Origin of the sequence: Pseudanabaena sp. CCNP1317 (genome assembly GCF_034931345.1) — a bacterium.
Taxonomy (GTDB): Bacteria; Cyanobacteriota; Cyanobacteriia; order Pseudanabaenales; family Pseudanabaenaceae; genus Pseudanabaena; species Pseudanabaena galeata.
On record NZ_JAYGIF010000099.1, the window covers coordinates 1 to 25,214 of the forward strand.

28 protein-coding genes are annotated in these 25,214 nt (G+C 43.0%); 11 read left to right on the forward strand and 17 right to left on the reverse strand.

The annotated features are described in order from the left end of the window. Nucleotides 1–122: 122 nt before the first annotated feature. The 7 genes from VB775_RS17315 to VB775_RS17345 are packed head-to-tail and all read right to left on the reverse strand — an operon-like array spanning nt 123 to nt 7,070. On the reverse strand, nt 123–2,747 hold the full coding sequence (locus tag VB775_RS17315; protein ID WP_281006031.1) for an AAA-like domain-containing protein: 2,625 nt from the start codon (nt 2,745–2,747) through the stop codon (nt 123–125). Further along, a complete protein-coding gene (locus VB775_RS17320; protein WP_281006030.1) occupies nt 2,744–3,169 on the reverse strand; it encodes an HNH endonuclease in 426 nt (141 codons plus the stop codon). Before VB775_RS17320 ends, VB775_RS17315 begins: the two co-directional genes overlap by 4 nt. Next, entirely contained in the window at nt 3,166–3,564 is a 399-nt protein-coding gene (locus VB775_RS17325) for a hypothetical protein (protein WP_281006029.1), read from the reverse strand. Before VB775_RS17325 ends, VB775_RS17320 begins: the two co-directional genes overlap by 4 nt. 12 nt (nt 3,565–3,576) lie before the next feature. Then, nucleotides 3,577–4,236, reverse strand: a complete 660-nt coding sequence (locus tag VB775_RS17330) for a Uma2 family endonuclease (RefSeq protein ID WP_281006028.1) — start codon at nt 4,234–4,236, stop codon at nt 3,577–3,579. A gap of 5 nt (nt 4,237–4,241) precedes the next feature. Continuing rightward, nucleotides 4,242–4,802, reverse strand: a complete 561-nt coding sequence (locus VB775_RS17335; RefSeq protein WP_281006027.1) for a Uma2 family endonuclease — start codon at nt 4,800–4,802, stop codon at nt 4,242–4,244. 36 nt (nt 4,803–4,838) lie between these two features. Further along, nucleotides 4,839–5,459 carry a restriction endonuclease subunit R gene (locus VB775_RS17340; protein ID WP_281006025.1) on the reverse strand — a complete coding sequence of 207 codons (621 nt, stop codon included), beginning with the start codon at nt 5,457–5,459 and terminating at the stop codon, nt 4,839–4,841. Between the two features lie 3 nt (nt 5,460–5,462). Beyond that, nucleotides 5,463–7,070, reverse strand: coding sequence for an AAA-like domain-containing protein (locus VB775_RS17345; RefSeq protein WP_281006024.1), 1,608 nt, complete (start codon nt 7,068–7,070; stop codon nt 5,463–5,465). A 121-nt stretch (nt 7,071–7,191) separates the two neighbouring features. Here VB775_RS17345 and VB775_RS17350 point away from each other — a divergent pair, with 121 nt between their 5' ends. After that, on the forward strand, nt 7,192–8,175 hold the full coding sequence (locus VB775_RS17350) for an FkbM family methyltransferase (RefSeq protein WP_281006023.1): 984 nt from the start codon (nt 7,192–7,194) through the stop codon (nt 8,173–8,175). Between the two features lie 53 nt (nt 8,176–8,228). Here VB775_RS17350 and VB775_RS17355 read toward each other — a convergent pair whose 3' ends face one another. Continuing rightward, entirely contained in the window at nt 8,229–9,845 is a 1,617-nt protein-coding gene (locus VB775_RS17355) for an NAD(P)H-quinone oxidoreductase subunit 4 (RefSeq protein ID WP_281006022.1), read from the reverse strand. Between the two features lie 377 nt (nt 9,846–10,222). Here VB775_RS17355 and VB775_RS17360 point away from each other — a divergent pair, with 377 nt between their 5' ends. The 6 genes from VB775_RS17360 (at nt 10,223) to VB775_RS17385 (ending at nt 14,624) form a co-directional block, all read left to right on the forward strand. Next, nucleotides 10,223–11,404 carry an aspartate aminotransferase gene (locus tag VB775_RS17360; RefSeq protein ID WP_281006021.1) on the forward strand — a complete coding sequence of 394 codons (1,182 nt, stop codon included), beginning with the start codon at nt 10,223–10,225 and terminating at the stop codon, nt 11,402–11,404. A 17-nt stretch (nt 11,405–11,421) separates the two neighbouring features. Then, complete coding sequence (gene lgt, locus VB775_RS17365; protein ID WP_281006020.1) at nt 11,422–12,273, forward strand: prolipoprotein diacylglyceryl transferase; 852 nt, start codon at nt 11,422–11,424, stop codon at nt 12,271–12,273. Next, nucleotides 12,270–12,896 carry a DUF2232 domain-containing protein gene (locus VB775_RS17370; protein WP_094536167.1) on the forward strand — a complete coding sequence of 209 codons (627 nt, stop codon included), beginning with the start codon at nt 12,270–12,272 and terminating at the stop codon, nt 12,894–12,896. Before lgt ends, VB775_RS17370 begins: the two co-directional genes overlap by 4 nt. A gap of 244 nt (nt 12,897–13,140) precedes the next feature. Further along, nucleotides 13,141–13,473, forward strand: a complete 333-nt coding sequence (locus VB775_RS17375; protein ID WP_281006019.1) for a helix-turn-helix domain-containing protein — start codon at nt 13,141–13,143, stop codon at nt 13,471–13,473. Beyond that, a complete protein-coding gene (locus tag VB775_RS17380; RefSeq protein WP_281006018.1) occupies nt 13,466–13,756 on the forward strand; it encodes a hypothetical protein in 291 nt (96 codons plus the stop codon). The genes VB775_RS17375 and VB775_RS17380 overlap by 8 nt, the downstream gene beginning before the upstream one ends. Before the next feature lie 181 nt (nt 13,757–13,937). Continuing rightward, the gene (locus VB775_RS17385) at nt 13,938–14,624 is read left to right on the forward strand and encodes an HAD family hydrolase (protein WP_281006017.1); all 687 of its coding nucleotides are present in this window, start codon (nt 13,938–13,940) and stop codon (nt 14,622–14,624) included. Between the two features lie 52 nt (nt 14,625–14,676). Here VB775_RS17385 and VB775_RS17390 read toward each other — a convergent pair whose 3' ends face one another. The 6 genes from VB775_RS17390 to VB775_RS17415 all read right to left on the reverse strand — a co-directional run bounded on the left by VB775_RS17390 (nt 14,677) and on the right by VB775_RS17415 (nt 18,434). Continuing rightward, nucleotides 14,677–14,850 carry a hypothetical protein gene (locus VB775_RS17390; RefSeq protein ID WP_176453353.1) on the reverse strand — a complete coding sequence of 58 codons (174 nt, stop codon included), beginning with the start codon at nt 14,848–14,850 and terminating at the stop codon, nt 14,677–14,679. A gap of 281 nt (nt 14,851–15,131) precedes the next feature. Continuing rightward, entirely contained in the window at nt 15,132–15,335 is a 204-nt protein-coding gene (locus VB775_RS17395; RefSeq protein ID WP_094536171.1) for a phycobilisome linker polypeptide, read from the reverse strand. 194 nt (nt 15,336–15,529) lie between these two features. Continuing rightward, complete coding sequence (gene apcB / locus VB775_RS17400; RefSeq protein WP_094536172.1) at nt 15,530–16,015, reverse strand: allophycocyanin subunit beta; 486 nt, start codon at nt 16,013–16,015, stop codon at nt 15,530–15,532. A gap of 135 nt (nt 16,016–16,150) precedes the next feature. Next, nucleotides 16,151–16,636 carry an allophycocyanin subunit alpha gene (apcA, locus tag VB775_RS17405; protein WP_094536173.1) on the reverse strand — a complete coding sequence of 162 codons (486 nt, stop codon included), beginning with the start codon at nt 16,634–16,636 and terminating at the stop codon, nt 16,151–16,153. Nucleotides 16,637–16,887: 251 nt separating this feature from the next. Further along, a complete protein-coding gene (locus VB775_RS17410) occupies nt 16,888–17,202 on the reverse strand; it encodes a TMEM14 family protein (protein ID WP_281006016.1) in 315 nt (104 codons plus the stop codon). Nucleotides 17,203–17,474: 272 nt separating this feature from the next. Further along, nucleotides 17,475–18,434 carry a peptidoglycan DD-metalloendopeptidase family protein gene (locus tag VB775_RS17415; RefSeq protein WP_281006015.1) on the reverse strand — a complete coding sequence of 320 codons (960 nt, stop codon included), beginning with the start codon at nt 18,432–18,434 and terminating at the stop codon, nt 17,475–17,477. A 213-nt stretch (nt 18,435–18,647) separates the two neighbouring features. On the opposite strand from VB775_RS17415, the gene VB775_RS17420 reads away from it, so the two are divergent. Further along, a complete protein-coding gene (locus VB775_RS17420; protein ID WP_281006014.1) occupies nt 18,648–19,499 on the forward strand; it encodes an inositol monophosphatase family protein in 852 nt (283 codons plus the stop codon). Between the two features lie 62 nt (nt 19,500–19,561). On the opposite strand, the gene VB775_RS17425 is transcribed toward VB775_RS17420, so the two are convergent. Together VB775_RS17425 and psaC are read right to left on the reverse strand one after the other, a co-directional pair. Beyond that, nucleotides 19,562–20,578, reverse strand: a complete 1,017-nt coding sequence (locus VB775_RS17425) for a M14 family metallopeptidase (RefSeq protein ID WP_281006013.1) — start codon at nt 20,576–20,578, stop codon at nt 19,562–19,564. Between the two features lie 202 nt (nt 20,579–20,780). Then, a complete protein-coding gene (gene psaC / locus VB775_RS17430) occupies nt 20,781–21,026 on the reverse strand; it encodes a photosystem I iron-sulfur center protein PsaC (protein ID WP_009628656.1) in 246 nt (81 codons plus the stop codon). 429 nt (nt 21,027–21,455) lie between these two features. Between psaC and VB775_RS17435 the strand changes: the two genes are divergently transcribed. The 3 genes from VB775_RS17435 (at nt 21,456) to VB775_RS17445 (ending at nt 23,764) form a co-directional block, all read left to right on the forward strand. Continuing rightward, nucleotides 21,456–22,619, forward strand: coding sequence for a 1-deoxy-D-xylulose-5-phosphate reductoisomerase (locus VB775_RS17435; RefSeq protein WP_281006012.1), 1,164 nt, complete (start codon nt 21,456–21,458; stop codon nt 22,617–22,619). Nucleotides 22,620–22,697: 78 nt separating this feature from the next. After that, nucleotides 22,698–23,477, forward strand: a complete 780-nt coding sequence (locus VB775_RS17440) for a uracil-DNA glycosylase (RefSeq protein ID WP_281006011.1) — start codon at nt 22,698–22,700, stop codon at nt 23,475–23,477. Next, nucleotides 23,477–23,764, forward strand: coding sequence for a DUF2288 domain-containing protein (locus VB775_RS17445; protein ID WP_281006010.1), 288 nt, complete (start codon nt 23,477–23,479; stop codon nt 23,762–23,764). The genes VB775_RS17440 and VB775_RS17445 overlap by 1 nt, the downstream gene beginning before the upstream one ends. 930 nt (nt 23,765–24,694) lie before the next feature. On the opposite strand, the gene VB775_RS17450 is transcribed toward VB775_RS17445, so the two are convergent. Then, nucleotides 24,695–25,051, reverse strand: coding sequence for a DUF2250 domain-containing protein (locus VB775_RS17450; protein WP_281006009.1), 357 nt, complete (start codon nt 25,049–25,051; stop codon nt 24,695–24,697). Between the last annotated feature and the right edge of the window lie 163 nt (nt 25,052–25,214).

A 25,214-nucleotide genomic window follows, 5' to 3' on the forward strand; every position in this document is an offset into this window, starting at 1 on the left:
TTGCAGATGTTCATGTAACTTTTCGCAAAATACGCTAATCTCTTTCATAGGGGTTTTATTTGTGATGTGGTTATCTTTTATAAAACCCCTTCCTGTCTACTTTTGCAACTTTTTGTCCTGTACTAAGCATCGCGACTAAAAGCTACGCTATTAACGATATTACTATTGCCGAAGGTTTGTACTTCCTGTCTGTCTTTCAGATTCCATAATTTCGTTGTGCGATCGTCACTGGCTGTTGCAAGCATCTTACTATCGTGACTAAAGGATACACCAAAAATTACCCCTGTATGTCCTTTGAACTCTTTTAGATATTTGCCTCTTAGATCCCACAATTTTACGGTTTTATCGCTACTCCCTGTGGCTATCATCTTACCGTCGCGACTAAAAGCTACGCTATTGACCCCATTTGTATGTCCTTGAAGTGTTTGCAATTTATTCCCATTTTTCGGATTCCATAATTTTACGGTTTTATCGCTGCTGCCCGTAGCCATTATCTTGCCATCACGACTAAAAGCTAAGCTTTGCACATTATCTGTATGCCCTGTTATTGTTCGCAGTAATTTGCCTTCTAGATTCCATAGTTTAGCTGTGTTATCACCACTACCTGTAGCAATTGTCTCACCAGCGGGACTAAAAGCTACGCTCCAGACTGAATTTTTATGCCCTTTTAGGGTTTGTAGTTCTTTCCCTTCTAGGTTCCATAGTTTAGCTGTTTTGTCTCTACTACCCGTAGCAATCATCTTGCCATCGGGACTAAAAGCTACGCTCCAGACTTTATCTGTATGTCCATTTAAGGTTTGCAGTAATTTCCCTTCTAGATTCCATAATTTAGCAGTTTTATCACTACTACCAGTGACAATTGTCCTGCCATCGGGACTAACGGCTACGCTATGAACTAATTCCTTATGATTAAGTTGATTTAATTCATTGATACCATAAATTGCCTGAGACAAACTTGATAAAACGTACATATCGGTATTATCTTTTATTTGGATAGAAGATAGATTGAATGCCTTGACTCTTCGACCTGCACTTAATGCTTGAAGCAGGGAGTTAAACTTCCGATCAATCTGAAAATTAGAGCTGGCTTCAGAGCTTTTTAGCCTGACTTGAGCGACGTGAATATCTCCATCTGACTCTTTAACTTTTTGAGTACTCCATACTAAAGCGATTGCAGCTCCTAAAAGTCCTACAGCTAGTATCAAAGAACCAATTTTGACTCTTTTAGTTGCTTTTTTCAACAATTGGTTTGACTCTTCCGTAACCGCTCGTTTTTGGCGTTCGATTTCTTGTGCTTGTTCAGCAACCTCTGCTCTCTGACGTTGAGCTAACAGAAGAGATTCAGCTTTTTGTTTTTGTATTTCGATTTTACGTTCTTGCTCGCTAAACTCTCTTTTCTGCTGCTCGATTTCACGGGCTTGTTCTGCTCGTTCTCTAGCTTGACGCTCGACTTCCAGCTTAAGATTAGTTTCTCGATCTTGGCTTTCCTGCAAAAACTGCTGATCTTTATCACTGAGATATTTTGATTTTGACCAAATTTTTGCATCTTGTAAGGCTTGCCCCTGCAATAGAAAAGTTTCATTAAATTCAGATTCCTGCCATGCACGAAAAGCCTCAGCATAGAGTGGAGGACGTAAATCTGCTAACTGTTTCTTTGCCCAATCGTAGCTAAACACTAACTTATAGATCGGATTATAGGAAATCAACCGCCCATCCCTTCGCACCACTAATCCCGTCAACCGTAACTTTGATCGCTCCTCACTGCGATCATCCTCTAACTCCCCATTTGCCAATACCTGCTGATAGCAACCCAACATTCGTCCCCGCAACTTCTCCTCCACACTCAGCACGCGATCCCTAATCGTCGTCAAATGTGGCGGAGTATCCTGTGATTCCCAATTCGTGACAATGCGCTCCTGTACTAAATTCTCAACCCAGTCCACAATCTTCTCAGGTGGAGTAACTCTATCTAATTCCTTCTCCATCATTCCCAGCAATCGCTGAATCAGAAAAGGTTGTCCACCTGTCCACTTAACAGCCTCTTTTAGATAGTCCTGAGGATTTGTCACCTTATTTGCTAAAGCCTGCATCAAAGGCAATGCCTCAGACATAGTAAACCCAGCCATCTCGACTGCATAACCAATATTAAAAGCCGAGGCATTATGACTCTGAATCAAATCCGTCGGTGTCGCCACACCCAAAAACGAAAAAGTGAGTCGATTATAGTCAGGCTTAGTAGGACGATCTTCAAAAAATGACCTTACCAAACCAAAGAAATCATCCATCCCAAACTTGAGACTCAAGAGGCGATCAATTTCTTCGACAAAAATCACAATCGGCGCGTCAATCTCTTGCAACACTACCGTCTCAATAAACTCTGCAAAGCGCTGCACAGGCGACAGCAATTCCCGTTCCCTAATCCAACTCCGCAAATCAAACTTACTTTTTAAATCCAAATCCCCCACCAAACTCCGAATCGCGCTGGCATACCACTGTTCACAGGTCACCTCCACCCCGATTTTCTGCGGATCAATCGTCGCGCACACAACCCCCTCCGCTTGCAACTTATGCGTCACCCGCACCCGCAAACTCGATTTCCCCATCTGCCGACAGTTAAACACATAGCAATATTTCCGCTCCTTGAGCAACTCGTAATAGTCGCGATCGCATTGGCGCTCGACATAGCTAGGCGCATCAGCAGGAAGACTACCACCAACTTGATAATTAAAAGAGCTTGAACTAGTCATAACGGCGGGTGATTTCCTGTTGCATATAGAATACGGCGAAGATTGACAACTCCTTCGCGATTGAGTTTAAGCAGTTCCACAGTTACTCGTCCTGTGGGCGTTAAACCAATGATTTCGCTGTAGTCATCATTCCAAGTAAAGTGATCTTTCCATTGCTGTTGTCTAGGATGATAAAGATCCGTTACTTGTGAAGTTATAGGATCGATTGCTTGAGTTTTAGTGTGTTTGTAATTGTTGCATCCTTGACAAGCGAGAGCAAGATTATCAACCGTAGTTTCACCATTTTTCCAAATCGGAATAATATGCTCAACCGAAAGCCTCTGTGTAGAGTAAGTCTCTTGGCTAAGACAATATTCACAACAACCTTTTGCTCTTTCCGAAACTATTTGCCTAAGTTTGGCGCTAATTGGTTTGGTGGTCATGAGGCTCGTGGCTGTAGTTGGAATTCTTCGATCACAGAATTTAAAGACGTTTGTCGGATTTTCGCAAGTTCGGTTAAATTTTCTAATCTTTTAACATCGATCGCCTCAATATGTTCTCCTAAGTTGATTAACTCTTGATATTCTTCATCTGTAAGAGAGTTATCTTGACGTTTACTAATGAGAAAGTTATAGCGTTCTTGTAAATCATTGGGAATACATTGAGTAATTTGTTGCAATAGCAGAGATTGATCCTTTGGCAAACTAAGAATTTTGCGCTTATTCTGAACTCGGATGGCTTGGGCAATCAATTGTTCTAGCTCAGACGCATCTAGCTGCTCTACAGTTTGAATAAGCTGCTCAAAGGGAAGTTGAGTTTGAACGGTAATTTGACTCATAATTTTAGTTAGTTATTCAAGATCTCCATAGCGATCTCGGTAGCGCTGCAATAATACCTCAAGTTCCTGTTTAGCTTGACGCTCTTGAGCCACTTGTTCGGCAAGCTCAGAAGGGAAAGGCAACTTTTCGCCGTTGTCCAGACGATGCAAGGCAATTTTTTTGTCCTCAATCGATAGCTGCAAACCTAGGACTAAACTCTGTCCGTCGATAATCGGCTCATATTCTTCACCCTTGAGGCGATAACCTTGTAGTTGCTGCTCTAACCATTCATTTTTCGGGTCAAATAGCCAATATTCCTGCACACCCATCTGAGCATAGAGATCTCGCTTAAAGCCAATATCAGTAATCTGCGTACTTTTGGAGGTAATTTCAAAAACCACCGCAGGCACTTGTCCCTCTTCCCAAATTTTATAATTGTCGCGACCGCCAGCCGCCACATCAAAAATCACCATCACATCGGGAGCCACACGCATTCTGGGCAATCCTTGGGCATAGTAGAGAAACTGATTGCCCAAAACCGTCGCTTGTCTGCCTGTTAAATATTGCCGTAGCATTTCTAAAAGTACGGCGATCGCATAAAAATGGTCATAAGTTTCCGCCACAGGCTCACCATCACCAGAGGGATATTCGATTGGGTTGACTGATTTAATCGCAGGTGATGAAATTACCATAGTTTTTATCCCAAGATATCGGTTACTGCAAATACTACATCGGGAAAAGCAAGGGAGGCAATGCGATCTCCCCTTTGCAAAATCAACTCCTTGCTCCCTCTGTAAACTTCAAGGCAATCTTCATTGAGATTCACTAGCCATGTTTCCGCAATTCCAGACTCAGTATAGAGTGGCACTTTAACGCGGCGATCAATTCCAATAGTCGTATCGGAAACTTCAATTAGCCAATGGATATCCGATGCGGTGGGATGTCCAGAAATATAAAAATCATCTTGCCATTTAAGAATCGCGACATCAGGCTGCGGCTCTGAGTCATCGGATAGGCGAATAGGATTTTGGACAGCAACGATCGCACGGTTGCCCATGATCCGACTGAGTAAATAAGTCAGCCGATTCACACAAGCAGCATGACGGCGATTAATTGGGGACATAGTTACTAGCTCTCCATAAATTAATTCAAGGCGATCGCTCTCTGAGAAGATCCCTGCCTCATACATTTGGTGGTATTGCTGAACATTAAAATGGTGTCTTTTTAGCTCAATGGTTTCGATAGTGGCACTGTTCATCATGTTCTCCTGATTAAGATTGAGGTTTGGGAGTTTTCATATGGCTAATTGAGCAAGATGTTTCAAAATACTGACAACTGTGTATAAATCATTGCCACGCTTGATTGAGAATAGTTCTGACTCAGCATATTTTAGGCTGTCTTGAAGCTGAAGTTTTAGAAAGATAAACTCACTGCCATTCGTGACCAGTCCAAAAACAGGGCGATCAGGATGGGGATTTGCCATCATGTAAGTCAAGGCTTGAGGAATGCCAACTTCTACAGAATAAGCCGCTCTCTTAGCTTCGATTACGACCACCCAAAAAGGCGGATTAAATACTAAAACATCAATTCTTCCTTGAACAAGAATATCTTGATCTTGGGAGAGAATATTCACTACCTGTTCGGCTTTGAGATAGAAAGGATCGCGATAGAAACCTGCTAGTTTCAAAATCGGCGATAGCACCACCATTTTTACAAGCGGTTCCAATAGAGAATGTTTCGACAGGTGTAGATAATCTGCTTTGAGATCGTCAAGGCTTAACTGTTCGTTTTCAGTAAGTTTAGGTAAGTCATCGCGCCATTCATCAAAAAATTCTGCATCCCGTGACTGGGCGATCGCAAAAAGTTCCTCTAGCTTTGCCAGATCAATTTCTGATGCTTGTAAAGTTTTAGGCATTGGTTACACTCCTAAACGGTTTTGGAAATAGCGCCGATATAGCTCATTGCGGATCTTTACACCAGTCTCTGTGCGTAATATTAAACCCATTCCATCTAATTTTGCCGTAGTCGCTAGATCAAAACGGATTGGTTGCGGTGAATTAACCAGCGATCGCAAAACTTCCGTAAGATGAGCATCTTTTTCGACCTTGGCTAAACGTGTAGTGAGATGTTTGCCAAAAAGTCCCACTTCCGTCGCCGCAGCTTGGATGATTTGCTCAAGAGAATTTGCGCCACTAGCTAAATTATAGAAAGCTAGTCGTACTAGATAGGGATGTCCACCAATTAATTCTGATATTGGTTCGATTTGTGTAGGTGAGAATCCATGCAATGCGGCAAGTTCCTGCACTTGAGCAATGGTGAATTCATCCAAATCAATGGGCGTACCTACATTAAAAGGTGATTGATTAATATCCTTAGTCGTAAAAGATTCCATCGAATAGGCAAGCACTAGCCGCAACTTACCCCATCTTTTGTCATGCTTGCCCTGCTCATGCCAACCGCGCAATAAACCGCAAAAATCCACCTCGATCGCTTCATGAAGAAATATGCGATCCAGATTTTCAATGGCAATCACCAACGGGCGATCGTCGTCATTTAACAAATATCTTTCAAAAAATTCCTCGCAGTTGCTGTTTGCGCCAAACATTTCATCCCAATCATCATTAGGTTTAGCCTTCACTCCCAAATCCCGCCCAATCACCGCACAAAACCACTGCAAGAAGCGATCCATATTTTCAAAGAACTTGCGATCGCACTTTTGTAAATCTAGCCATGTGGTGCGATTATCCAGCCGCCGCGCTTCTTCTAAGACTCGCACCAATAGCGAAGACTTACCCATGCGGTCAGGAGATTTTAAACGCAGCAAGGCATGGGGCATGGCGATCGCTTTAAAGCATTGTTCCTGTTGAGGCGATCGCGGAATATAAAACTCGGAACCAATCCGCACCGCGCCTTCAGGTTCTTCGATCGCGATATTTACCTTCGGTAAAACCTGACTTTCATAACGGCGTTCCAACAGCACTGGCGTTTGCGCTTCAGGAATATTTTTGAGCGCAATCAGATTTTTACCCAACTCAAAGGCATCTTTAACCGATTTCCCTTCAAACAATGCCCCATAAAATCCTTTAGCAAACTCGATCGCCGCCACATCACCGATCGCCTGATTCATACCCAACACATACGGCACATAACGGGCGATCGCTTCTGCTTGCACCTGTGAGAAACAAGCATTCAGCACCACGCAGTCGATGCCATTTTGGAGAATCCGAAACAAATCTGCTAGAGCCTCAGTGGGTGCGAGTTGCCAACTACCATCATCATGTTCTAAAACCAAACCATTTTCCGCCGCCCCATGTCCTGAGAAATGCACCACACGCGGCACTTCTTGCAGCAAAATTGGCTGCAAGTCATCAATTCGGACTGCGCCTTTAGTAACGATCACAAAGCGATCGCGCAAACTCGATTTCTGACAACATTCCTCAATTTCCCGAAATTCCGCCTCAACCCGCAAGCGATCAGTATTCGCAGGATTAGCAGACAGCAGCAGTACTTTTTTCTTATCTATCATGCGCTCGGGGCAGGGTATCTCTACAGAGATTTTAAATGAAAATGTCAAGAGATCGCACTTTCTTTATCGTAATGTAACGTAAACTCATAGGTGATTTGTCTGCGAAACTAACACAATTTTTATGGTTACGAATTCTCCCACGGAAAACCCAGATCGCAGCCGAACTCAACCCGATGATTGGCTATACGATCGCTCAGTTTTAGGATGGATACTCAATCCAAATCTGAGGAAGCAATTACCATTTCTGTATCGCCTCTTTGGTTGGTACTGCAAATTGTATTTTAGTCTCACTGGCAAGAGCTATCTCCTCGGTGGACGAGAGTTATTTAGATTTCTATCCAATATTTTCTATAGGCTTTCACCCGATCAATACCTAGAGCTAAAACTATCAGGCTATCAAGTATTTCTCAATCCCACAGATATGCGACTTTTTCAAGTTGTCAATGAACTAGCTAGTGAAGAAACCGACACGCGAGTTTTATCAGGATTACTGTCTGAGGGTGATACTTTCCTAGATGTTGGCGCAAATCATGGGAGCTTTGCGATCGTGGCAAGTAAGATGGTTGGCGAAAAAGGTTTTGTCCTCGCGGTGGAGCCACAACCTCGTTTAGCCAAGGCTTTAGGAAAATCTCTAACTGCCAATGCGCTCTGCAAATTCCAGATTTATAATCTAGCCGTTGGTGATACTGACGGTGAAATAGAGCTATTAGTACCCATTGGCACTTCTGGCTCAGCAGGTATATTTCCAGAACATTCCGCAACCCATCAATACAAAACCTTCACAGTTCCACTCAAACGGTTTGATGAATTGGTCGATTGGCAAAATTTTACTGGCAAAGTTGTACTAAAACTGGATGTGGAAGGTAGTGAATGTGCTTTTCTCTCAGGGGCTAGGAAAATGATTACGGCTTTAAAACCAACTCTGATCATTGAAGTCCATCCCACCAGTCTTAGAGCCGCAGGAGCCACGGGAGATCAACTTAAGAAACTATTGCAGGAGCTTGGTTATAAATATTATGCAGAGATAGCCGATCGCGATCGCACTTTTGCGCTGGAAGACTTAAACACCAATATTCAGCGAAATGTGGTGATGATGATGGCATAGTTAAAAAAAAGAGCGCTTAGCGCTCTTTTTTTCTGTACAGAATTTCTTCTTGACTACTCAACTATTCCCAAAAGAGTTTGAGGCTTGGGGTGAAATAGATTTGGAGCAAGCAAACCTGACGAATAAAGATGCGGATTAGTCTGTGCTACTAAACTAAAGGCTCCACGCGCTTGTTCAGTTACCGCTACAGTTTTTACATCATAGGTCTGAGTTGCTAATTTCGGATAAAGCCCGATCGCCACAATTGGTACAAGTAAGCAAGCGGCAATAAATACTTCGCGAGGTTTAGCATCGCTGACATATTTATCGAATTGCAAAGCAGGATTAGGCTGACCGTAGAAAACTTGACGCAAAGTTGAGAGTAGATAAATTGGCGTGATAATTACGCCAACGGCGGCTAAACCAATCATCACAACCTTGAAATTAGAGGCATAGACATCACTGGTCGTAATGCCAAGGAAAATCTTCAACTCGCTCACAAATCCACTCATTCCAGGAAGAGCCAAAGAAGCCATAGCCGAAGCAGTCATCAAAGCGAAAGCCTTGGGCATGATTTTCGCGATACCGCCCATTTCGTCCATCATTAAGGTATGGGTGCGATCGTAGGTAACCCCTGCTAAAAAGAATAGAGCTGCCGCAATCAAGCCGTGAGATAGCATTTGTAAAACCGCTCCACTTACGCCCAAATCATTGAAAGAAGCTAATCCCACCAGAATAAAGCCCATGTGTGAAATCGAAGAATAGGCTAAGCGACGTTTGAGATTTTGTTGCGCGAAAGCTGCCATTGCACCATAAACGATGCCGACTACACCGAGAACTGCTAACAAAGGCGCGAAGTAAACATGGGCATTGGGCAACATTTCAATATTGAAACGGATTAAGGCATATCCCCCCATTTTCAATAAGACCCCAGCTAGTACCATCGATACTGGCGCAGAGGCTTCCCCGTGAGCATCTGGTAACCATGTATGTAAAGGGAAAATTGGCAATTTCACACCAAAGGCAATCAAGAAACCTGCATAGGCAAGTAGCTCAAAGGCGATCGGGTACTGCTTCATTCCCAGTTCTGCCATATTAAAGGTAGTGGTATCCCCGTAAAAAGCCATCGCTAACCCAGCGACAAGGATAAAAATCGAACCCAATGCTGTGTAGAGAATAAACTTGGTTGCTGCGTAAAGACGCTTTGGTCCACCCCAAATCGAAATCAGTAAGTAAACGGGAATCAGTTCTAATTCCCACATAAAAAAGAATAGTAATAAATCTTGAGCAGCAAATACGCCAATCTGAGCGCTATACAAGCAAAGCATCAAGAAATAGAAGAGGCGTGACTTGTGCTTGACATTCCAACTGGCAAAAATTGCTAAGGTGGTGATTAAGCCCGTCAATAAAATGAGCGGCATTGATAAGCCGTCAACCGCCAATGACCAGTTCAAGCCAAGCTGAGGAATCCAAGCGTATGTTTCTGCCATTTGAAACGATGCTTCATGCAAATTGTATTGGCTCCAAAATGCATAGATCATTAATGACAATTCAATAAAACCTACTGCCATCGAATACGATCGCACATTCTTGGCATTACCGTATTTGTCAGGAATAAAAGGAATTGCAAAAGCTGCTACAAGGGGTAACAAAAGAATTGTGGTAAGCCAAGGAAATTCTGCAACAGACATGATAAGGATAAATACTTACTCGTTGATTCAATTGTATTAAGAATTTGTAAACTTGTGTTAAGTCTTTTGATATAAAAGTTAACAAATTGTCAAATCATCAAGATAGGCTCAATTCTATATCCACACTTGTTTTCTGGGATTTAGATTGATATACATCTATAAATTGTCATCCAAATAATGAATATCATCGCTTTATTACTATCGTTAAACCTTAAAACTAGAAACAACAATTTGTCCCCCTTGCTAGTTTCTTGATCACAAGTGCGATCGCGAGACAATTTCTATTAAGATCAAATTTCTATAACAACACCAGTTGAGTTGTTGTAGCTACGCTATAACGACTCCATAAATTCACCTTATACGCTCTCACAACACAAATGAAGACTTGGCTCAAACCTGCTCAACGACTAGGAAAACTCCCCCCATATGTTTTTGCACGTCTAGATGAGTTGAAGTTACGAGCGAAAGAGCAAGGTCTCGATTTGATCGATCTGGGCATGGGCAATCCTGATGGACCTACTCCTGCTCCAGTAGTCGAAGCAGCGATCGCTGCTTTGAAAAACCCCAAAAATCATGGCTACCCTCCCTTTGAAGGCACGGCAAGTTTTCGTCGCGCGATTACGGATTGGTACAAGCGTCGTTACAATGTCCAGCTTGACTCTGAAGGTGAAGCTTTACCATTAATTGGCTCTAAGGAAGGTTTAGGACATTTAGCGATCGCCTATATCGATCCAGGTGATCTTGTGCTTGTGCCAAGTCCCGCCTATCCCGCCCATTTTCGAGGTCCCATGTTAGCTGGTGGCGAAATCTATGAAATGATCCTTAGTCCAGAAAAGGACTGGCTAATTGATTTAGATGCGATTCCCGAAGATGTGGCAAAACGCGCCAAGGTGATGTATTTTAATTACCCAGCCAATCCCACAGGGGCGATCGCTCCCCGTGAATTTTTTGAAGAAGTAGTTGCCTTTGCTAAGAAATACGAGATTTTATTAGTTCACGATCTCTGCTATGCCGAGCTTGCCTTTGATGGCTATACACCCACCAGTTTGCTGGAAATCGAAGGCGGCAAAGATGTGGGTGTAGAATTTCATACCCTTTCCAAAACCTATAATATGGCGGGCTGGCGTGTGGGCTTTGTAGTCGGCAATCGCCATGTAATCCAAGGTTTACGTACCCTCAAAACCAACCTCGATTACGGCATCTTCTCCGCAATTCAAGTAGCGGCTGAAACTGCGCTGCAACTGCCAGACAAATATCTCGAAGAAGTTTGCGATCGCTACAAAGAGCGGCGTGATTTCCTAATCTCAGGTTTAGGCGAACTGGGCTGGAATATTCCGAAAACCTATGCCACCATGTATCTCTGGATTCCTGTACCTGTGGGTATGACTTCCGCCGACTTTGCTCTTAAAGTACTGGAGAGTACGGGTGTAGTATTTACTCCTGGTAGTGCCTTTGGACAAGGCGGTGAAGGCTATGTCAGAATCAGTTTGATCGCGGACTGCGATCGCTTGGGCGAGGCGCTGAATCGTCTTAAGCAAGCAGGAATAAGGTTCAAGTAAAAAGGAAAAAGGAAAAAGTGTTTAATCTGTTGCCTCTTGCTTTTGAATTTACATCTCCGGGTCCGATCGCCTTTGAGATTGGACCACTTTCGATCCGTTGGTATGGACTGTTGATTGCCTCGGCAATTATTTTTGGGACTGTTTTGGCGCAAACTCTTGCCCAAAAACGTAATGTCGATCCAGAGCTAGTGGGCGATTTGGCGATTTGGCTCGTAGTTGGTGCGATTCCCTGCGCCCGTTTTTACTATGTCCTCTTTGAATGGCCTCGCTTTCAGACTCAGGAATGGTACAAAGTCTTTGCGATCTGGGAAGGCGGGATTGCGATTCATGGGGCAATTATCGGTGGGGCGATCGCCGCAACTATATTTTGTAAGCGTCAAAAAATTTCCACATGGATGATGGCTGATATCATCATGCCTGCGGTAATTTTGGGACAAGCGATCGGGCGTTGGGGCAACTTTTTTAATTCTGAAGCTTTTGGTAGTCCCACGGATTTACCTTGGAAATTATTGATTCCGATCAATCGTCGCCCCCCTGAATTCGTAAATGAGGCATACTTTCATCCCACATTCCTCTATGAATCCCTGTGGAATCTTGGTGTATTTGCGATTTTAATCTTTGCCTTCTTGCGATTTCCGAAACTGAGGACTGGCACGATCACGATGATCTATGCGATCGCCTATAGTCTCGGTCGATTTTGGATTGAGGGTTTACGCACCGATAGTTTGATGGTGGGTGGGCTTCGCACTGCCCAGATGATTAGTCTTGCCGCGATCGCCGCAGGTGTTTTTGGTTTAGTGTGGCTATACGGATTGCGTCGGCGTTTTCCTGATACCACACCCAAAGAAATTCCGTCCGAAAATCTATGACCAAATTGCCCCATACCGATCCTCGCGAAATGGTAGAAACTGCCTTTCTGGCAAGTACTACCGCCATGTTGTTTTTAATTAACTTTTACTTTCCTTTGGGCCCGCTACTACGAATGCTATTCCCTTTGCCCACAGCTTTAGCCTATTTACGGTGGAATAGTCGGGCTGCATGGATGGCGATGGTTGTAACCGCCCTACTTTTGGCAATTCTGATGGGGCCAACCCGCAGCATTCAGTATATTGTTCCCCATGGTTTAGTCGGAGTCACATTGGGCTATTTGTGGAAACGGGATTTTCCTTGGTCGGGTTCACTGAGCATTGCGACGATGATTGGCTCAATTGGTACGGCTTTTCAATTTGCTTTTTTATCAATTTTATTAGGTGAAAATGTTTGGAATTATTCAATTGTGCAGGTTACAGGACTACTCAATTGGCTACTACAACTTTTTGGATCATTAGAACAACCAGATTTTGCTGCCATCCAAACCTTTGCGATCGCCGCAATTATCTTTAGTAATTTCGCATATCAATTACTTGTGCATCTAGTTGCTTGGATTGTGCTTGATCGACTAGGTAATCCCATTCCTAGTCCCCCAAAATGGATAGAATCTTTATTAGCTTGAACTATAGCCTAAAACCCAATAGAGAGTTGCGGCGCTTTGCGCCGCAACTCTCTATTGGGTTTGATTGACTACATCCATAAAATAACCACTTAAACGAATTTTTATCCTATACATGAGCATAGCTAAGACAATCTTTGGAAAAACTTAATTAATTGACACAATCTCGAATAAGAAATTATACTCATTAGTTATCCGCCAGAATGAGTATAATTCTGAAATATTGGCGCAAATCATTTTCGTTACCATGACCAACCCTGCCGAATCAAATCAAACTGTCATTTCTAGCTCATCAATTGCTCTATCTGAAAGAGAATTGCAAGTGATTGAATTAGTAGCTGCGGGCTTAACTAACCAAGATATCGCAGTCAAACTAGCGATTAGCAAGCGTACTGTCGATAATCACATCAGCAACATTTTAACTAAAACTAAGACCGACAATCGGGTTTCACTAGTACGTTGGGCTTTGCAATGGGGGAAAGTATGCATTGATGAAGTTAACTGCTGCCTAATCGGGACACATACGGTTGGTAGAGTTTTAGATGCAAAAGATTTAGAGCAGGAATTAGAAAGTGCCTAGTGGTAACTTAGAGCTTAATCGCTACAGGATTGTTTACAGTCCCGATATTGCTTTAGCTATGTATCGAGAGTTAGCATCCCATCTCGAACAAATTGACGAAAATATTAATGCTGAATTATTTTGGCAAGAAAGTACTGAATTTAGTTACTTAGGTAGTCAAATTGGAGGATTGTGGCTTACATACCCGCAATCCATTCCTGAGCAATTCCAAGTTTTAATCAAAAAAATTTTGAACCACTATGGGGTTTGGGCTTCTGAACCCAATTTAGCCATTAACTTTTAAAAGCCAATGATTCATAGTGCGCTTCGCGCATTATGAATTATTGGCTATAGCCACCTGTATCAGGACAAATCACAACCCAAATAGTGTGAGGCGGCGCTTCGCGCCGCCTCACACTATTTGGGTTTTATGTCCTAACAAGAATGGCGACAGCTATATTGGCTTTTAAGTTATTTTTAAAACTATGAAAAAACGCATATTTACTGATTTCGACGGTCCAATCATGGACGTATCAGAGCGCTATTACCAAGTTTATTTATATTGTCTAGATAAGATTCGGAAATCAGATCAGATAGTCACAACCTTATCCAAGAGTGAATTTTGGGAATTAAAGCGATCGCAAGTACCTGAGAAAGAAATTGCTAAGCTCTCAGGCTTTGCCGACGAGAAACAATCCATTGCCTTTGCTCACCTGCGTCGGGCTACTGTCCATACAGATCCCTATTTTGAGCATGATCAGCTCATCGCAAGTGCCATACCCGCACTAGAAAAAGCTCAACAGTCAGGAGTCGATCTTGCGGTCATGACCATGCGTCGTCGTCGTGAGCTAGAACCTGTATTGGACAAATACAACTTAAGGCGCTTTTTTGCTAGCGATCGCATTTTTTGCCTTGATGACGACTATATAAAAACTGTCGATACTCAAGACAAGCCCAAATTAATGAAGCTTGCTCAAGCTAATCTGCCAGAAGTTCAGCAACAATGGATGGTTGGGGATACTGAAGCAGATATTATCGCAGCCCAAACCTATGATGTTCCTGTAATTGGTGTTTTAAGTGGTATCCGTAATCAAACCCAATTAGAAAAGTACAAACCAAATCAAATACTTCCTAACTTACTCTCATCGATAGACACGATTTTAGAGCCATAAATCATAAAAAGCAGCGCATTGCGCTGCTTTTTATGATTTATGGGTTTTCAGATTACATTCCCCCTAAAAACTCTTGCTTCGCAATTTTCACCATAACAGCTTGTTGACCAAGATAAAGCATGTGCAACTCAGTCAGGAGTTGCTTAGCTGCATCTAGATCGATGTTTTGGATCTGCTGGCAAAACATCATGTGGGTAAATTGCTTCTCGATAGGTAAGTCACTCATAAGTACCTCTTTTACGGATCAACCAATGACACTAAACTATGACAATAACTAAGGCATTGAAGTTGCTTAACAGTAGATATTAGTCACCGTGTCAACATAACGTAACAATACTTTAAAGTTATTAAAAAAACTGTATCACGATAAACATTTTTTCTAGATATACCCAAAGAAGCATTTTCGACAAAAAGTCATAAAAGTATTCCTTATGACAATCATAAGCAAATCCCCAAACAAAAAAGGCTCGCTTAGCGAGCCTTTTTTGTTTGGGGATAAGAAAAAAACTAAAGTAAGCCAGTATTTGTGCCTTGCTTGCCTGTAGCTAGTTCAACTTTTACAATCTTGCCACCCATTTTCATAATGCGTTGCTGTTCAGCGAACCAGTTGTCATAGGACACTAACTTCGTGAAATAGGTATTTTGCAACTCTCGTTGTGTACGAATGCGAGTTTGGCTAGGTACACAAGCAGTGATTTTAAAAGTCCGCATAGCGGCGATCTCCTTCAGAGCCAGTTATTTAAAGATTAATTAGAAGTTAATTTCAAAGAAATATTTCTAGACTGATATAAGCGTTGGCGGCGAGATAGGAAGCTCAAGCTAACCTACCTCCGCCGCCTTAGTAAATATTAATTAATTTAGAAATTGAATTAATAAATAGATAGCAACTAACGCTATATCGGTAATTAGCTCAAGCCAGAGCTGATGTAATCGAGGTATACACCCAATTCCTTGCCAGCGTCAGAACCAACGATGCTAGCTGCAACTTCTTTGATTGCTTGGATAGCTTGAATGGTAGAAACTACAGGTACTCCAAGGGAGTTGTAGGTTTCTTTCAAGCCATTGAGGACGCGCTCATCAAGGATCGAAGCATCACCAGCAAGCATTGCATAGGTTGCATAGCGTAGGTAGTAGTCGAGGTCGCGGATACATGCAGCATAACGACGGGTAGTGTACATGTTGCCGCCGGGACGGGTAACATCTGAGTACAACAAGGACTTAGCAACGGCTTCTTTAACGATGGTTGCAGAGTTAGCAGCGATCGCAGCAGAAGCACGAACGCGAAGTTCGCCAGTTGCAAAGTAGCTCTTTAGCTTTTCTAGAGAAGCGGCATCAAGGTACTTGCCTTGAACGTCAGAAGAATTGATGACGGAAGTAATTGCGTCTTGCATTTTTGTATATCTTTTAGGTTTGCAATTAGTTTTTTGAATTACGGATTCAGAATTCTGAATAGCTTAAATTCTGTTTTTAAATACAATCGATTTGAGAACAATCCGATAACAATCTAAGAGAGTTCGGAAATCGCCTTACTGCATTGCACCGATGACGTAGTCAAAGTAGTAACCAGCTTCGGCTGCATCTTCACCAGACAACAAGGAAGCTGCTGCATTCTTAAGACCACGGACACCTTCAACAACACCAGGAATAGGAGTGCCTAAAGAGTTGTACATTTCCTTAACGCCAACTAGACCGATTTCTTCGATAGGGGTGACATCACCAGATACAACTCCGTAGGTTACTAGGCGGAGGTAGTAGTCGAGGTCACGTAGGCAAGTTGCGGTCATTTGTTCACCGTATGCATTTCCACCAGGAGAAACAACATCAGGACGCTTTTGGAAAAGTTGATCGCCAGCTTGCTTAACGATGCGCTCGCGGGATTCGGTCAAAGTTTGGGCAATGCGAAGACGGCGCTCGCCAGAGCTTACAAAGCCCTTAATGCGATCTAGTTCACCAGGGCTGAGGTAACGTGCTTCAGCATCTGCATTCACGATGGACTTCGTGACTACGCTCATTTAATTTTTTCTCCAATCAAAAATGTGAATAAAAACGATTGATGTGATGCCGTACCATGCAGAAATTCCTTTGCTTTAGCTATGTCCTAGGGACAATTACTAAAAGGTTGGGGCTGATCTGACATGGAGGGTTTCTTTGTCAAAGCAATGATTACCAAAACATTTTGAAGCATTGCGTTGTCCACAAGCTTTTCTTCATCACACTTCTTAACATTTCATATGTTATCACTAGAGGTGAAAACCGAGATCAATTAGGCTAAAAGTATTGCTACTCCAAGGGTTATGACACCTCCAAGGATCATTAAGCCTGCGGGCATAAATTTTTTTGTTTTGATCAGACGCACGATGAAGACGATCACTAGCAAAACTGTGATCGCCATGCCAGTTATTTTTCCCCACTCTTGGTTTTGCGCGGCGGCGGTTCCTGCGACAAGTAATCCAAGCCCGCTAATACTGCCTGAGATGAGCGATGCTTTGCTTTGGCTTTTAGCAAAACCGATGAAGCCACCAACAATTGCGATAACTCCATAAATAAATAAGGCAATGGTGCTTGGCGAAAAGGTCATAGTTATGTTTAATAAGTTTTCAAACTAATGAATTACAGCAGCTATCGAGCAACCACCCAAGTAATGTTGTGAAAGTGATGCGAAGCATCACTTTCACAACATTACTTGGGTTGAGTTTGAACGCAAAGCGTTGTAAGAAATATTACAAACCATGCTAGCGAAATGCATTTCTGGACGATCGCTAACTCAAAACTTTAGTTACATACCGTTACAATCAAAAAAGAAAAAAGAGGGGATGCGCTTAGCGCATCCCCTCTTTTTTAAAAGCTTGCTTAAAGCGCAAATAAATTAGTCATAGAAGCAGCTATCCGATTGAGATATGGGGCTGGGTCAAGAGCTACCCAACCATCTCCCGATGAGACCATGATCTCAAAGTGCAGATGGGGCCCAGTAGAACGTCCTGTTGAACCGACAATGCCCAGTTGCTGACCTTGAACAACACTTTGACCTTGATATACATAAATGGCTTCTAGGTGGGCATACCTTGTGCCTGTAGAGCCATGATCGAGTTCAATAAGATTGCCATAACCATCGCCCCAGCCTGCATATTCGACACGACCTGATTTGGCGGCGAGTACGGGAGTGCCAAAAGGTGCGCCAAGGTCAATGCCACTATGAAAAGACCAAATACCTGTTACAGGATTAATACGCCAGCCATAGTTGGAGGTAACAGGCACAGCGTAAGGTAGGGGATAGCCTCCTGTTTGCATAATGACTGTAGGATTGTCTGAGCCTCTAGAAGCGATCGCAGGATTGAAAGGAACAGGATCGGGCTTCCAGATTGCCCCAGGGACGAATACAACTTTGGGCTTACGTTGACAGCCATTACGCTCGAACAGGACATCAGCACGAATCTTAAATTTCTTGGCAACAGTGGTGTAGTTCTCCTCATTTTGGAAACGATAGGTCAAGCCATCTAGAGGCGGAATTGATAGGGTTTGACCAACCTTGACTTCACCGTTACGAACTTCGGGGTTCAGCCCCATCAGGGTTGCAGTTTTAAGTTCGTATTGCTTGGCGATCGCTTCAAGAGTCTCCCCTTGCTTAACCTTGTGCTGAGACAGATCATCAAGGGTTGGCTTGCCACAAAGTTCTTCCGCCTCTTTCGCATTGGATTGATCAATGGGGGTAGATGGGGGTGAGGTGGTTGCATGTACGACTGAGGGAAATAAACTAGCGATCGCACTGGCGATTAAAACTGGGAGCAGGGATATTTTCCAAGACGGCTTCATGGAGTGTTACTTGAGATATATGTGAGAGATATGTGGGACAGTAAGAGGCTAAATTTGTGATTTGATAAAAAAGTAACAAAAGATGAAGAATTGCGACAAGAATCTTCACAAAAGAAATGCTTAAATATTTTCGCAGCGATCGCCCCTTTATAGACACCACCAATATGGTGAAATTACAGCAATTACCGATCAAACAACACACTTTTTAAGATCATGACAAATTCACTAGCCTCTGTTAGTAAAGAGCAACTACAAACCTTCCTAGATATTGCTACTGAAGCGGCTTGTGCAGGTGGTGCAGTCCTGAAATTCTATCAGGGAAATCTTAAGGATAGGGAAGTCGAAGAAAAGCGTCCAGGGGATTTGGTGACGATCGCCGATAAAGAATCAGAAGCAATGGTTCTCTCTATTTTGCAAAGACATTTTCCTGATCACGGAATTTTGGCAGAAGAATCGGGTGTATTGGGAAATACCGAAAGTCAATATTTATGGGCGATCGACCCTCTGGATGGCACAACTAACTATGCTCATCAATATCCATTTTCATCCGTGTCGATCGCTTTATTGATTGATGGAATTCCTGCCGTAGGTGCGATTTATGATCCTTTTCGCGATGAGATATTTCGAGCGGCGACAGGCTTAGGTGCAACTCGTAATCGTTTACCAATTCATGTCTCTAAAACCACAGAATTGAGTCGTAGTTTGCTCGTAACTGGCTTTGCCTATGATCGCACTCTCGTTGAGGACAATAACTATGCGGAGTTCTGCCATTTCACACACATCACCCAAGGTGTGAGACGTGGAGGCTCGGCGGCGATGGACTTAGCTTATGTAGCCTGTGGTCGCTTAGATGGCTATTGGGAGCGCGGTTTATCGCTATGGGACTTGGCTGCGGGTGTGGTGATTGTGCGTGAGGCTGGTGGAGTTGTGACTGCTTACGATGGCAGCGAACATATCCCCAAGTCTGGAAGGTTGCTTGCTACTAATGGTCATTTGCATGAACAAATGGTTGCAGAGTTAGCATTAATCAAGCCTTTGCCATTTAAGTTTCCCTTTGGACGTTAACTTTAGAGCGCAAAGCGCTCTAAAAAACCGAATAAAAAAGCTGGTGCTTTGCACCAGCTTTTTTATTCTGGGGTTGGGAAACGTTCCATCAAATAACAGAGGCAATCTTGACGCACAATGTCAGTATTGAGAGTCAGCATTGACGGCATAACAGGCGCTTTTAAAAGAATTTCGCCATTTTCGATTTGGAAATAGCGATCGCCTTTTTCTTCACCCTCTTCACTCACAGCAGACAAATAGGCTTTCTCCGTTTTCGCTGCACCAAAGTTTGCCCCAATTGGTAATTCACAAAAATTCAAACAATCCATCTCGGCTGGAAAAGTGATGTCATCGTCAGGTTTGCCAGTGAAGCTGAAATTAATCTGTTCGGGGACTTTGACGATCGCTACCGTGTGAAACAAATCAATATCAGCGATCGCCGAATCAGGCAAATTATCGAAACTATCAAGATTCAGACAAGTTTCTACATATTCCAGTGCATGAGCCGTGCCATCGGGGATGTCAGGCTGTCCACATTCCAAAACGATCGCAGGGCAAAATTTACTAAAGGCATAGGATTGCACTGTTTTGGGGCTGGTGTAGTACACCACCGTTTTATCGAATAGCCGCGCTAAGTGTCGAGAATGCTTATCTAACTGCGTAATACAGCCATAGTGAGGATTTTTGCCCGTATTGTTGTGAATATCGATGCTGGCGAATACTCCCCGTGATCGCATTTCGGCAATGACCTTTTGCGCCATGATTTGCTCTGGTAATGGCTCAGATGCATCCCCAATTTGCCAAATGCGATTGTAGTCAGGTTGATGGGCTAAATGCCTTTGGCGATATCTCGCACCTTCAATATTGCCAATAAACAAAGAAAGCGATCGGGGCAGCTTTTTGTGTTGATATTTGCGAAGTAACTCGCGCATCGCTAACCAACTAGTTGTTTCATTGCCATGTAACAAAATCGAAACAAATAATGCTGGTTGGCGATCGCCTTCTAGGTGGATTAGTGTGGGGCGATCGAGTAATTGCCAAAGTTGCGTAGATTCAAGCTCTAGTAAGCCATTGGGTAGGTAATCGAAAATATCAAGCATAAAAATATTCATATAGAGACGGCGCGTAGCGTCGTCTCTATTAAACCAAAAGGCACGCTATGCGTGCCTTTTGGTTTTTAAAAACAATTTAGGCGCACCAATTGGTACGCCTAAATCTAAATGCAGGATAAAGAATAATTGCACTTAATGAAAAATAAACAAGAATCTTATCTAACTAAAAATAATTATAAAAACTATAAAATTAGTAGGTAAGACCCATGCTGCGGCTGGTTTCAGCACCAAGATAGACACGGACGCTTAGGAAGTCAGTGGGGCAAGCTGTTTCGCAACGTTTGCAACCAATGCAGTCCTCGGTACGGGGAGAAGAAGCGATTTGAGCCGCTTTGCATCCATCCCAAGGAACCATTTCCAAAACATCACAAGGACAGGCACGCACGCATTGTGTGCAGCCGATACAGGTGTCATAAATTTTGACTGCATGCGACATATTGCTATTGCTCCAATCAATATATGTACCTATCTCAAAATAAAAAATAGGCACGGGATGTTTAAACCCAAGTTTATCGTAGAGGTTTACATTCGATGCTTAGATTGTGAGATAACTTAAAACAAATTAATATTTGAGCCTAGGATCAAGTTTTTGTCACAATTTTTGCCACAATTTTATATATAGCTGTCGCCATTCTTGTTAGGACATAAAACCCAGATAGTGTGAGGCGGCGCGAAGCGCCGCCTCACACTATCTGGGTTTTGATTTGTCCTGATACAGGTTGCTATAGCTATAACTGGAAACAAAATATAAAAAGTTGGGGCGGCGCATCGCGCTGCCCCAACTTTTTATATTTTGATCGCGATCGCTCAAAAAACTATGCAAGACTTTGATTATTAAATAATCAATATCAATAAGCTTCATCCTATGAAACGCATTACTCTGCTTGGCTCCACTGGCTCAATTGGCACACAAACCTTGGATATCGTCGCGGAGTATCCTGACAAATTTCAGGTTGTGGGAATGACAGCAGGGGGAAATATTGATCTTTTAGCAAAACAAATTCGCCAATTTCAACCTGAAATTGTGGCGATCGCTAGCGAAAAAAAGCTCCCTGAACTTAAAGAGGCGATCGCTGATCTAGCCGTCAAGCCAATTATGTTAGCTGGAGCCGAGGGTGTGGAAACTGTTGCTGCCTATGGAGACTCGGAGGCAGTAGTAACAGGAATCGTTGGCTGTGCAGGACTACTGCCCACCATCGCCGCGATTAAAGCAGGTAAAAATATTGCGCTGGCGAATAAAGAGACTTTAATTGCAGGTGGTGAAGTGGTCGTGCCATTGGTGAAAAAACATGGCGTGAAGTTATTGCCTGCGGATTCGGAACATTCAGCAATTTTTCAATGCTTACAAGGCGTACCTGAAGGCGGACTGCGGCGGATTATTCTTACAGCTTCTGGTGGTGCATTTCGCGATCGCCCTACGGAAGAGCTAGAACTGGTAACAGTAGCTGATGCGCTCAAGCATCCTAACTGGGCAATGGGTAAGAAGATCACCATCGACTCAGCCACCCTAATGAATAAGGGATTGGAAGTGATCGAAGCCCATTATCTCTTTGGTGTGGATTATGACCAGATCGAGATTGTGATTCATCCTCAAAGTATTATTCATTCTCTAATTGAATTGGAAGATACTTCTGTACTCGCACAACTGGGGATTCCTGATATGCGTTTGCCCCTGCTCTATTCTCTCTCCTATCCCGATCGCATTCCTACCCAATGGGAACGCCTCGATCTCGTCAAATGTGGCACTCTGACCTTCCGCGAACCCGATCACCAGAAATATCCCTGTATGGAGCTAGCCTACGCCGCAGGTCGTGCAGGTGGAACTATGCCTGCGGTGTTGAACGCAGCTAATGAGCAAGTAGTGGAACTATTCCTCCAAGAGCGAATTCGGTATGTCCAGATTGCAGATTTGATTAAATATGTATGCGATCGGCATAAATGTGTTTCTAAGCCAGAGCTTGAGGATATTCTCGAAGCCGATAAATGGGCGAGAAATGCGGTGATTGAGCAAGTAATGCTAAAAGTCTAGATAACTTCAGGTTCAATATATTGCTGACACAGGTAAGATATTAGCAATAAGTACTGATTTGGGGCGCATATCCTGTCTATGACTGACAAAGAACAAATGAGCCTATTTGATCTGACACCATCGGAGGTTCCTTTGGTAGAGCTTCCCCACGCCGAGGGAACTGCTGATGCTCCACCTGCGAAAAAAACTGCGCGTTCTGCTAAAAATGCTACCCCCATACCTGCCGCCACAGTACCAGTAAGTGAGCAGTTTGCCAGTCTCGATGCATTGCGCGAAGTTGCTTGCAGTTGCCAAAAATGTCCACTTGCCCCAACTCGGACTAATGTGGTGGTTGAAAGAGGCGATCGCAACGCCAAAATTTTGATTATCGGTGAAGCTCCTGGGGAGCAGGAAGATCTATCAGGATTGCCCTTTGTCGGTAAATCAGGACAGCTTTTAGACAAAATCTTAGAATCCGTAGGATTTGACACGAGCAAAGATGTTTACATTTGCAATACAGTCAAATGCCGTCCGCCCAATAATCGTGTTCCTACTGAAGTAGAAACAACAACCTGTAAGCCTTACTTGCTGGAGCAAATTCGTCTCGTTGATCCTAAAATTATTTTGTTGACGGGAGCCACATCACTCAAATCAATATTGGGTGAAAAATTAGGCATTACTAAGGTGCGTGGCAAATGGTACGAGTGGGAAGGTCGGTTAGTGATGCCGATATTCCACCCCTCCTATTTATTGCGAAATCAGAGCCGCGAACAGGGCAGTCCGAAGTGGTTAACATGGCAAGATGTTAAAGCGATCAAAGCTAAGTATCTAGAAATTATCGGTACTGATAACGTAATTGGTGAAGATGAGGAGTTTTAGTGAGTAATTCAAGAAAAGATTTAGAGGAAATGGTGGATGTGGCGCAGTGGGAATGGTTGTCCCCCCATGCAGCTAGAGCTAGAGTAATTTTAGTTGGGGCAAAGCTAGATCTCGTCGATGTGGGGATTGCGCTCACTGAGGACAATACAAAGTTAGTGCAGTCATGGATCGAAGATGGTTGGCTGCGTCATCCAACTGCTGAGGAGCTTAGCGCTTGGAATGCTGATAAAGAAAGAGAGTTTACTAGTCTTGTTGTGCCACCCTTTGTTCTTGCAAGGATTGACTAAGAGCGTTTTTGAGAAGTTTTCCCCCCCTTAATGGAGGATCTGAGTTTCCCCCCTTTGCAAGGCTACCGTGTATACACAAGTCATCAGCTATAGCGTGAGTTACTAATGATCCCCCTCAATCCCCCTTAAAAAGGGGGAAGAAGAAAATAATTCTCCCCCCTTTTTAAGGGGGGCTGGGGGGGATCTAAACCCTCAAACGTAGACAGAGAGACTTGTGTGTACACGTTAGCCTTGCAAAGGGGGGATTAAGGGGGTAAAAGTAGAAATTTATGCTAAATAAGAGACTTCTCAAACGCGCTCTAATGGGCAAAATACAGCAATTCTCATTATGAAACCTATTTTGGTGTTTCCAGCGCCGAAGGCACTGGAAACACCAAAATAGGTTTTTTGAAAGCCCGCCAACGGCGGGCTTTCAAAAAACCTATTTTTATAATGAGTATTTTGCTTACAAAAAAAGAGAGATCAGCTTTTAACTGATCTCTCTTTTTTATTAACAGTAACCAAAAGAAAAAGCCTAGGTTACTTTCCCTGTTTCGTTCCTAGGCTTTTTCTTTTGTTCGCTCCTCACACCTCTATACTATACATGCCTCTTTCTAAAATGTCTACTAGTTTGTCGAGCAATATTGAGATTTTTCGTAAGCCTTTTGGCTGATGTTTGCACTTTTATTGGCTATTTATCGCGATCGCTACCCATTTAGGTGAGGCGCAAAGCCTTAATTTGTATAGCGATCGCCTCTCAAATAATCACATCACAAGGTGATCGCTAGCTGCTAAAAGTAAAAATGCGATCGCTTTAAATAATAATGCTAAGCAAATGCTTGGTTTATGAGGTTTTAGCTAAATGACTATTTGAAGTCAAGTGCAGTAAAGGAGATCGCTAATCTTGTAGCCTTTCTAAAAAGTCTTGATATTTTTTCTGCTGCTTTGATCTCAGCTAGGGATGAGGTTTTGTGTATTTCCAATGGGTTTATCCGCTTTACGAGGGCGACGGCGTTGGCGATAGTAGGCTTTGATTTCTTCGGGTGCTGTGATTTTGAGTCGTTGGGCTAATAGATTTCTAACTGGGGTTACAAAAGGCGATCGCGGGTTCCATGTATAGAGGAGAGTTTTGCCGACTGATCGACTAACTAATAATCCTGAATCTTCAAATTTTTGGAGTTGTTTCTGTACTGAACTCAAGGATATCTCAAAGGTATCGGCGATCGCTTTGCCGTAGCCTTCTTCATAATTTTCCAGATATAGCAAAACCTGTTCGGGTGTTTTACCACCAAAAAGTTCTTTTAGCATAGGTTTTAAGCCTGAGATTATTTACCTATTATAGAGGTTATATAGTTGTTATTATAGGTAGATCGCCTCTCAAATAATCACATCACAAGCCGATCGCCTATTCATCCCATAAACAGCGATCGCTTCTCAAATAAGCACATCACAAGGCGATCACTATTTGCTA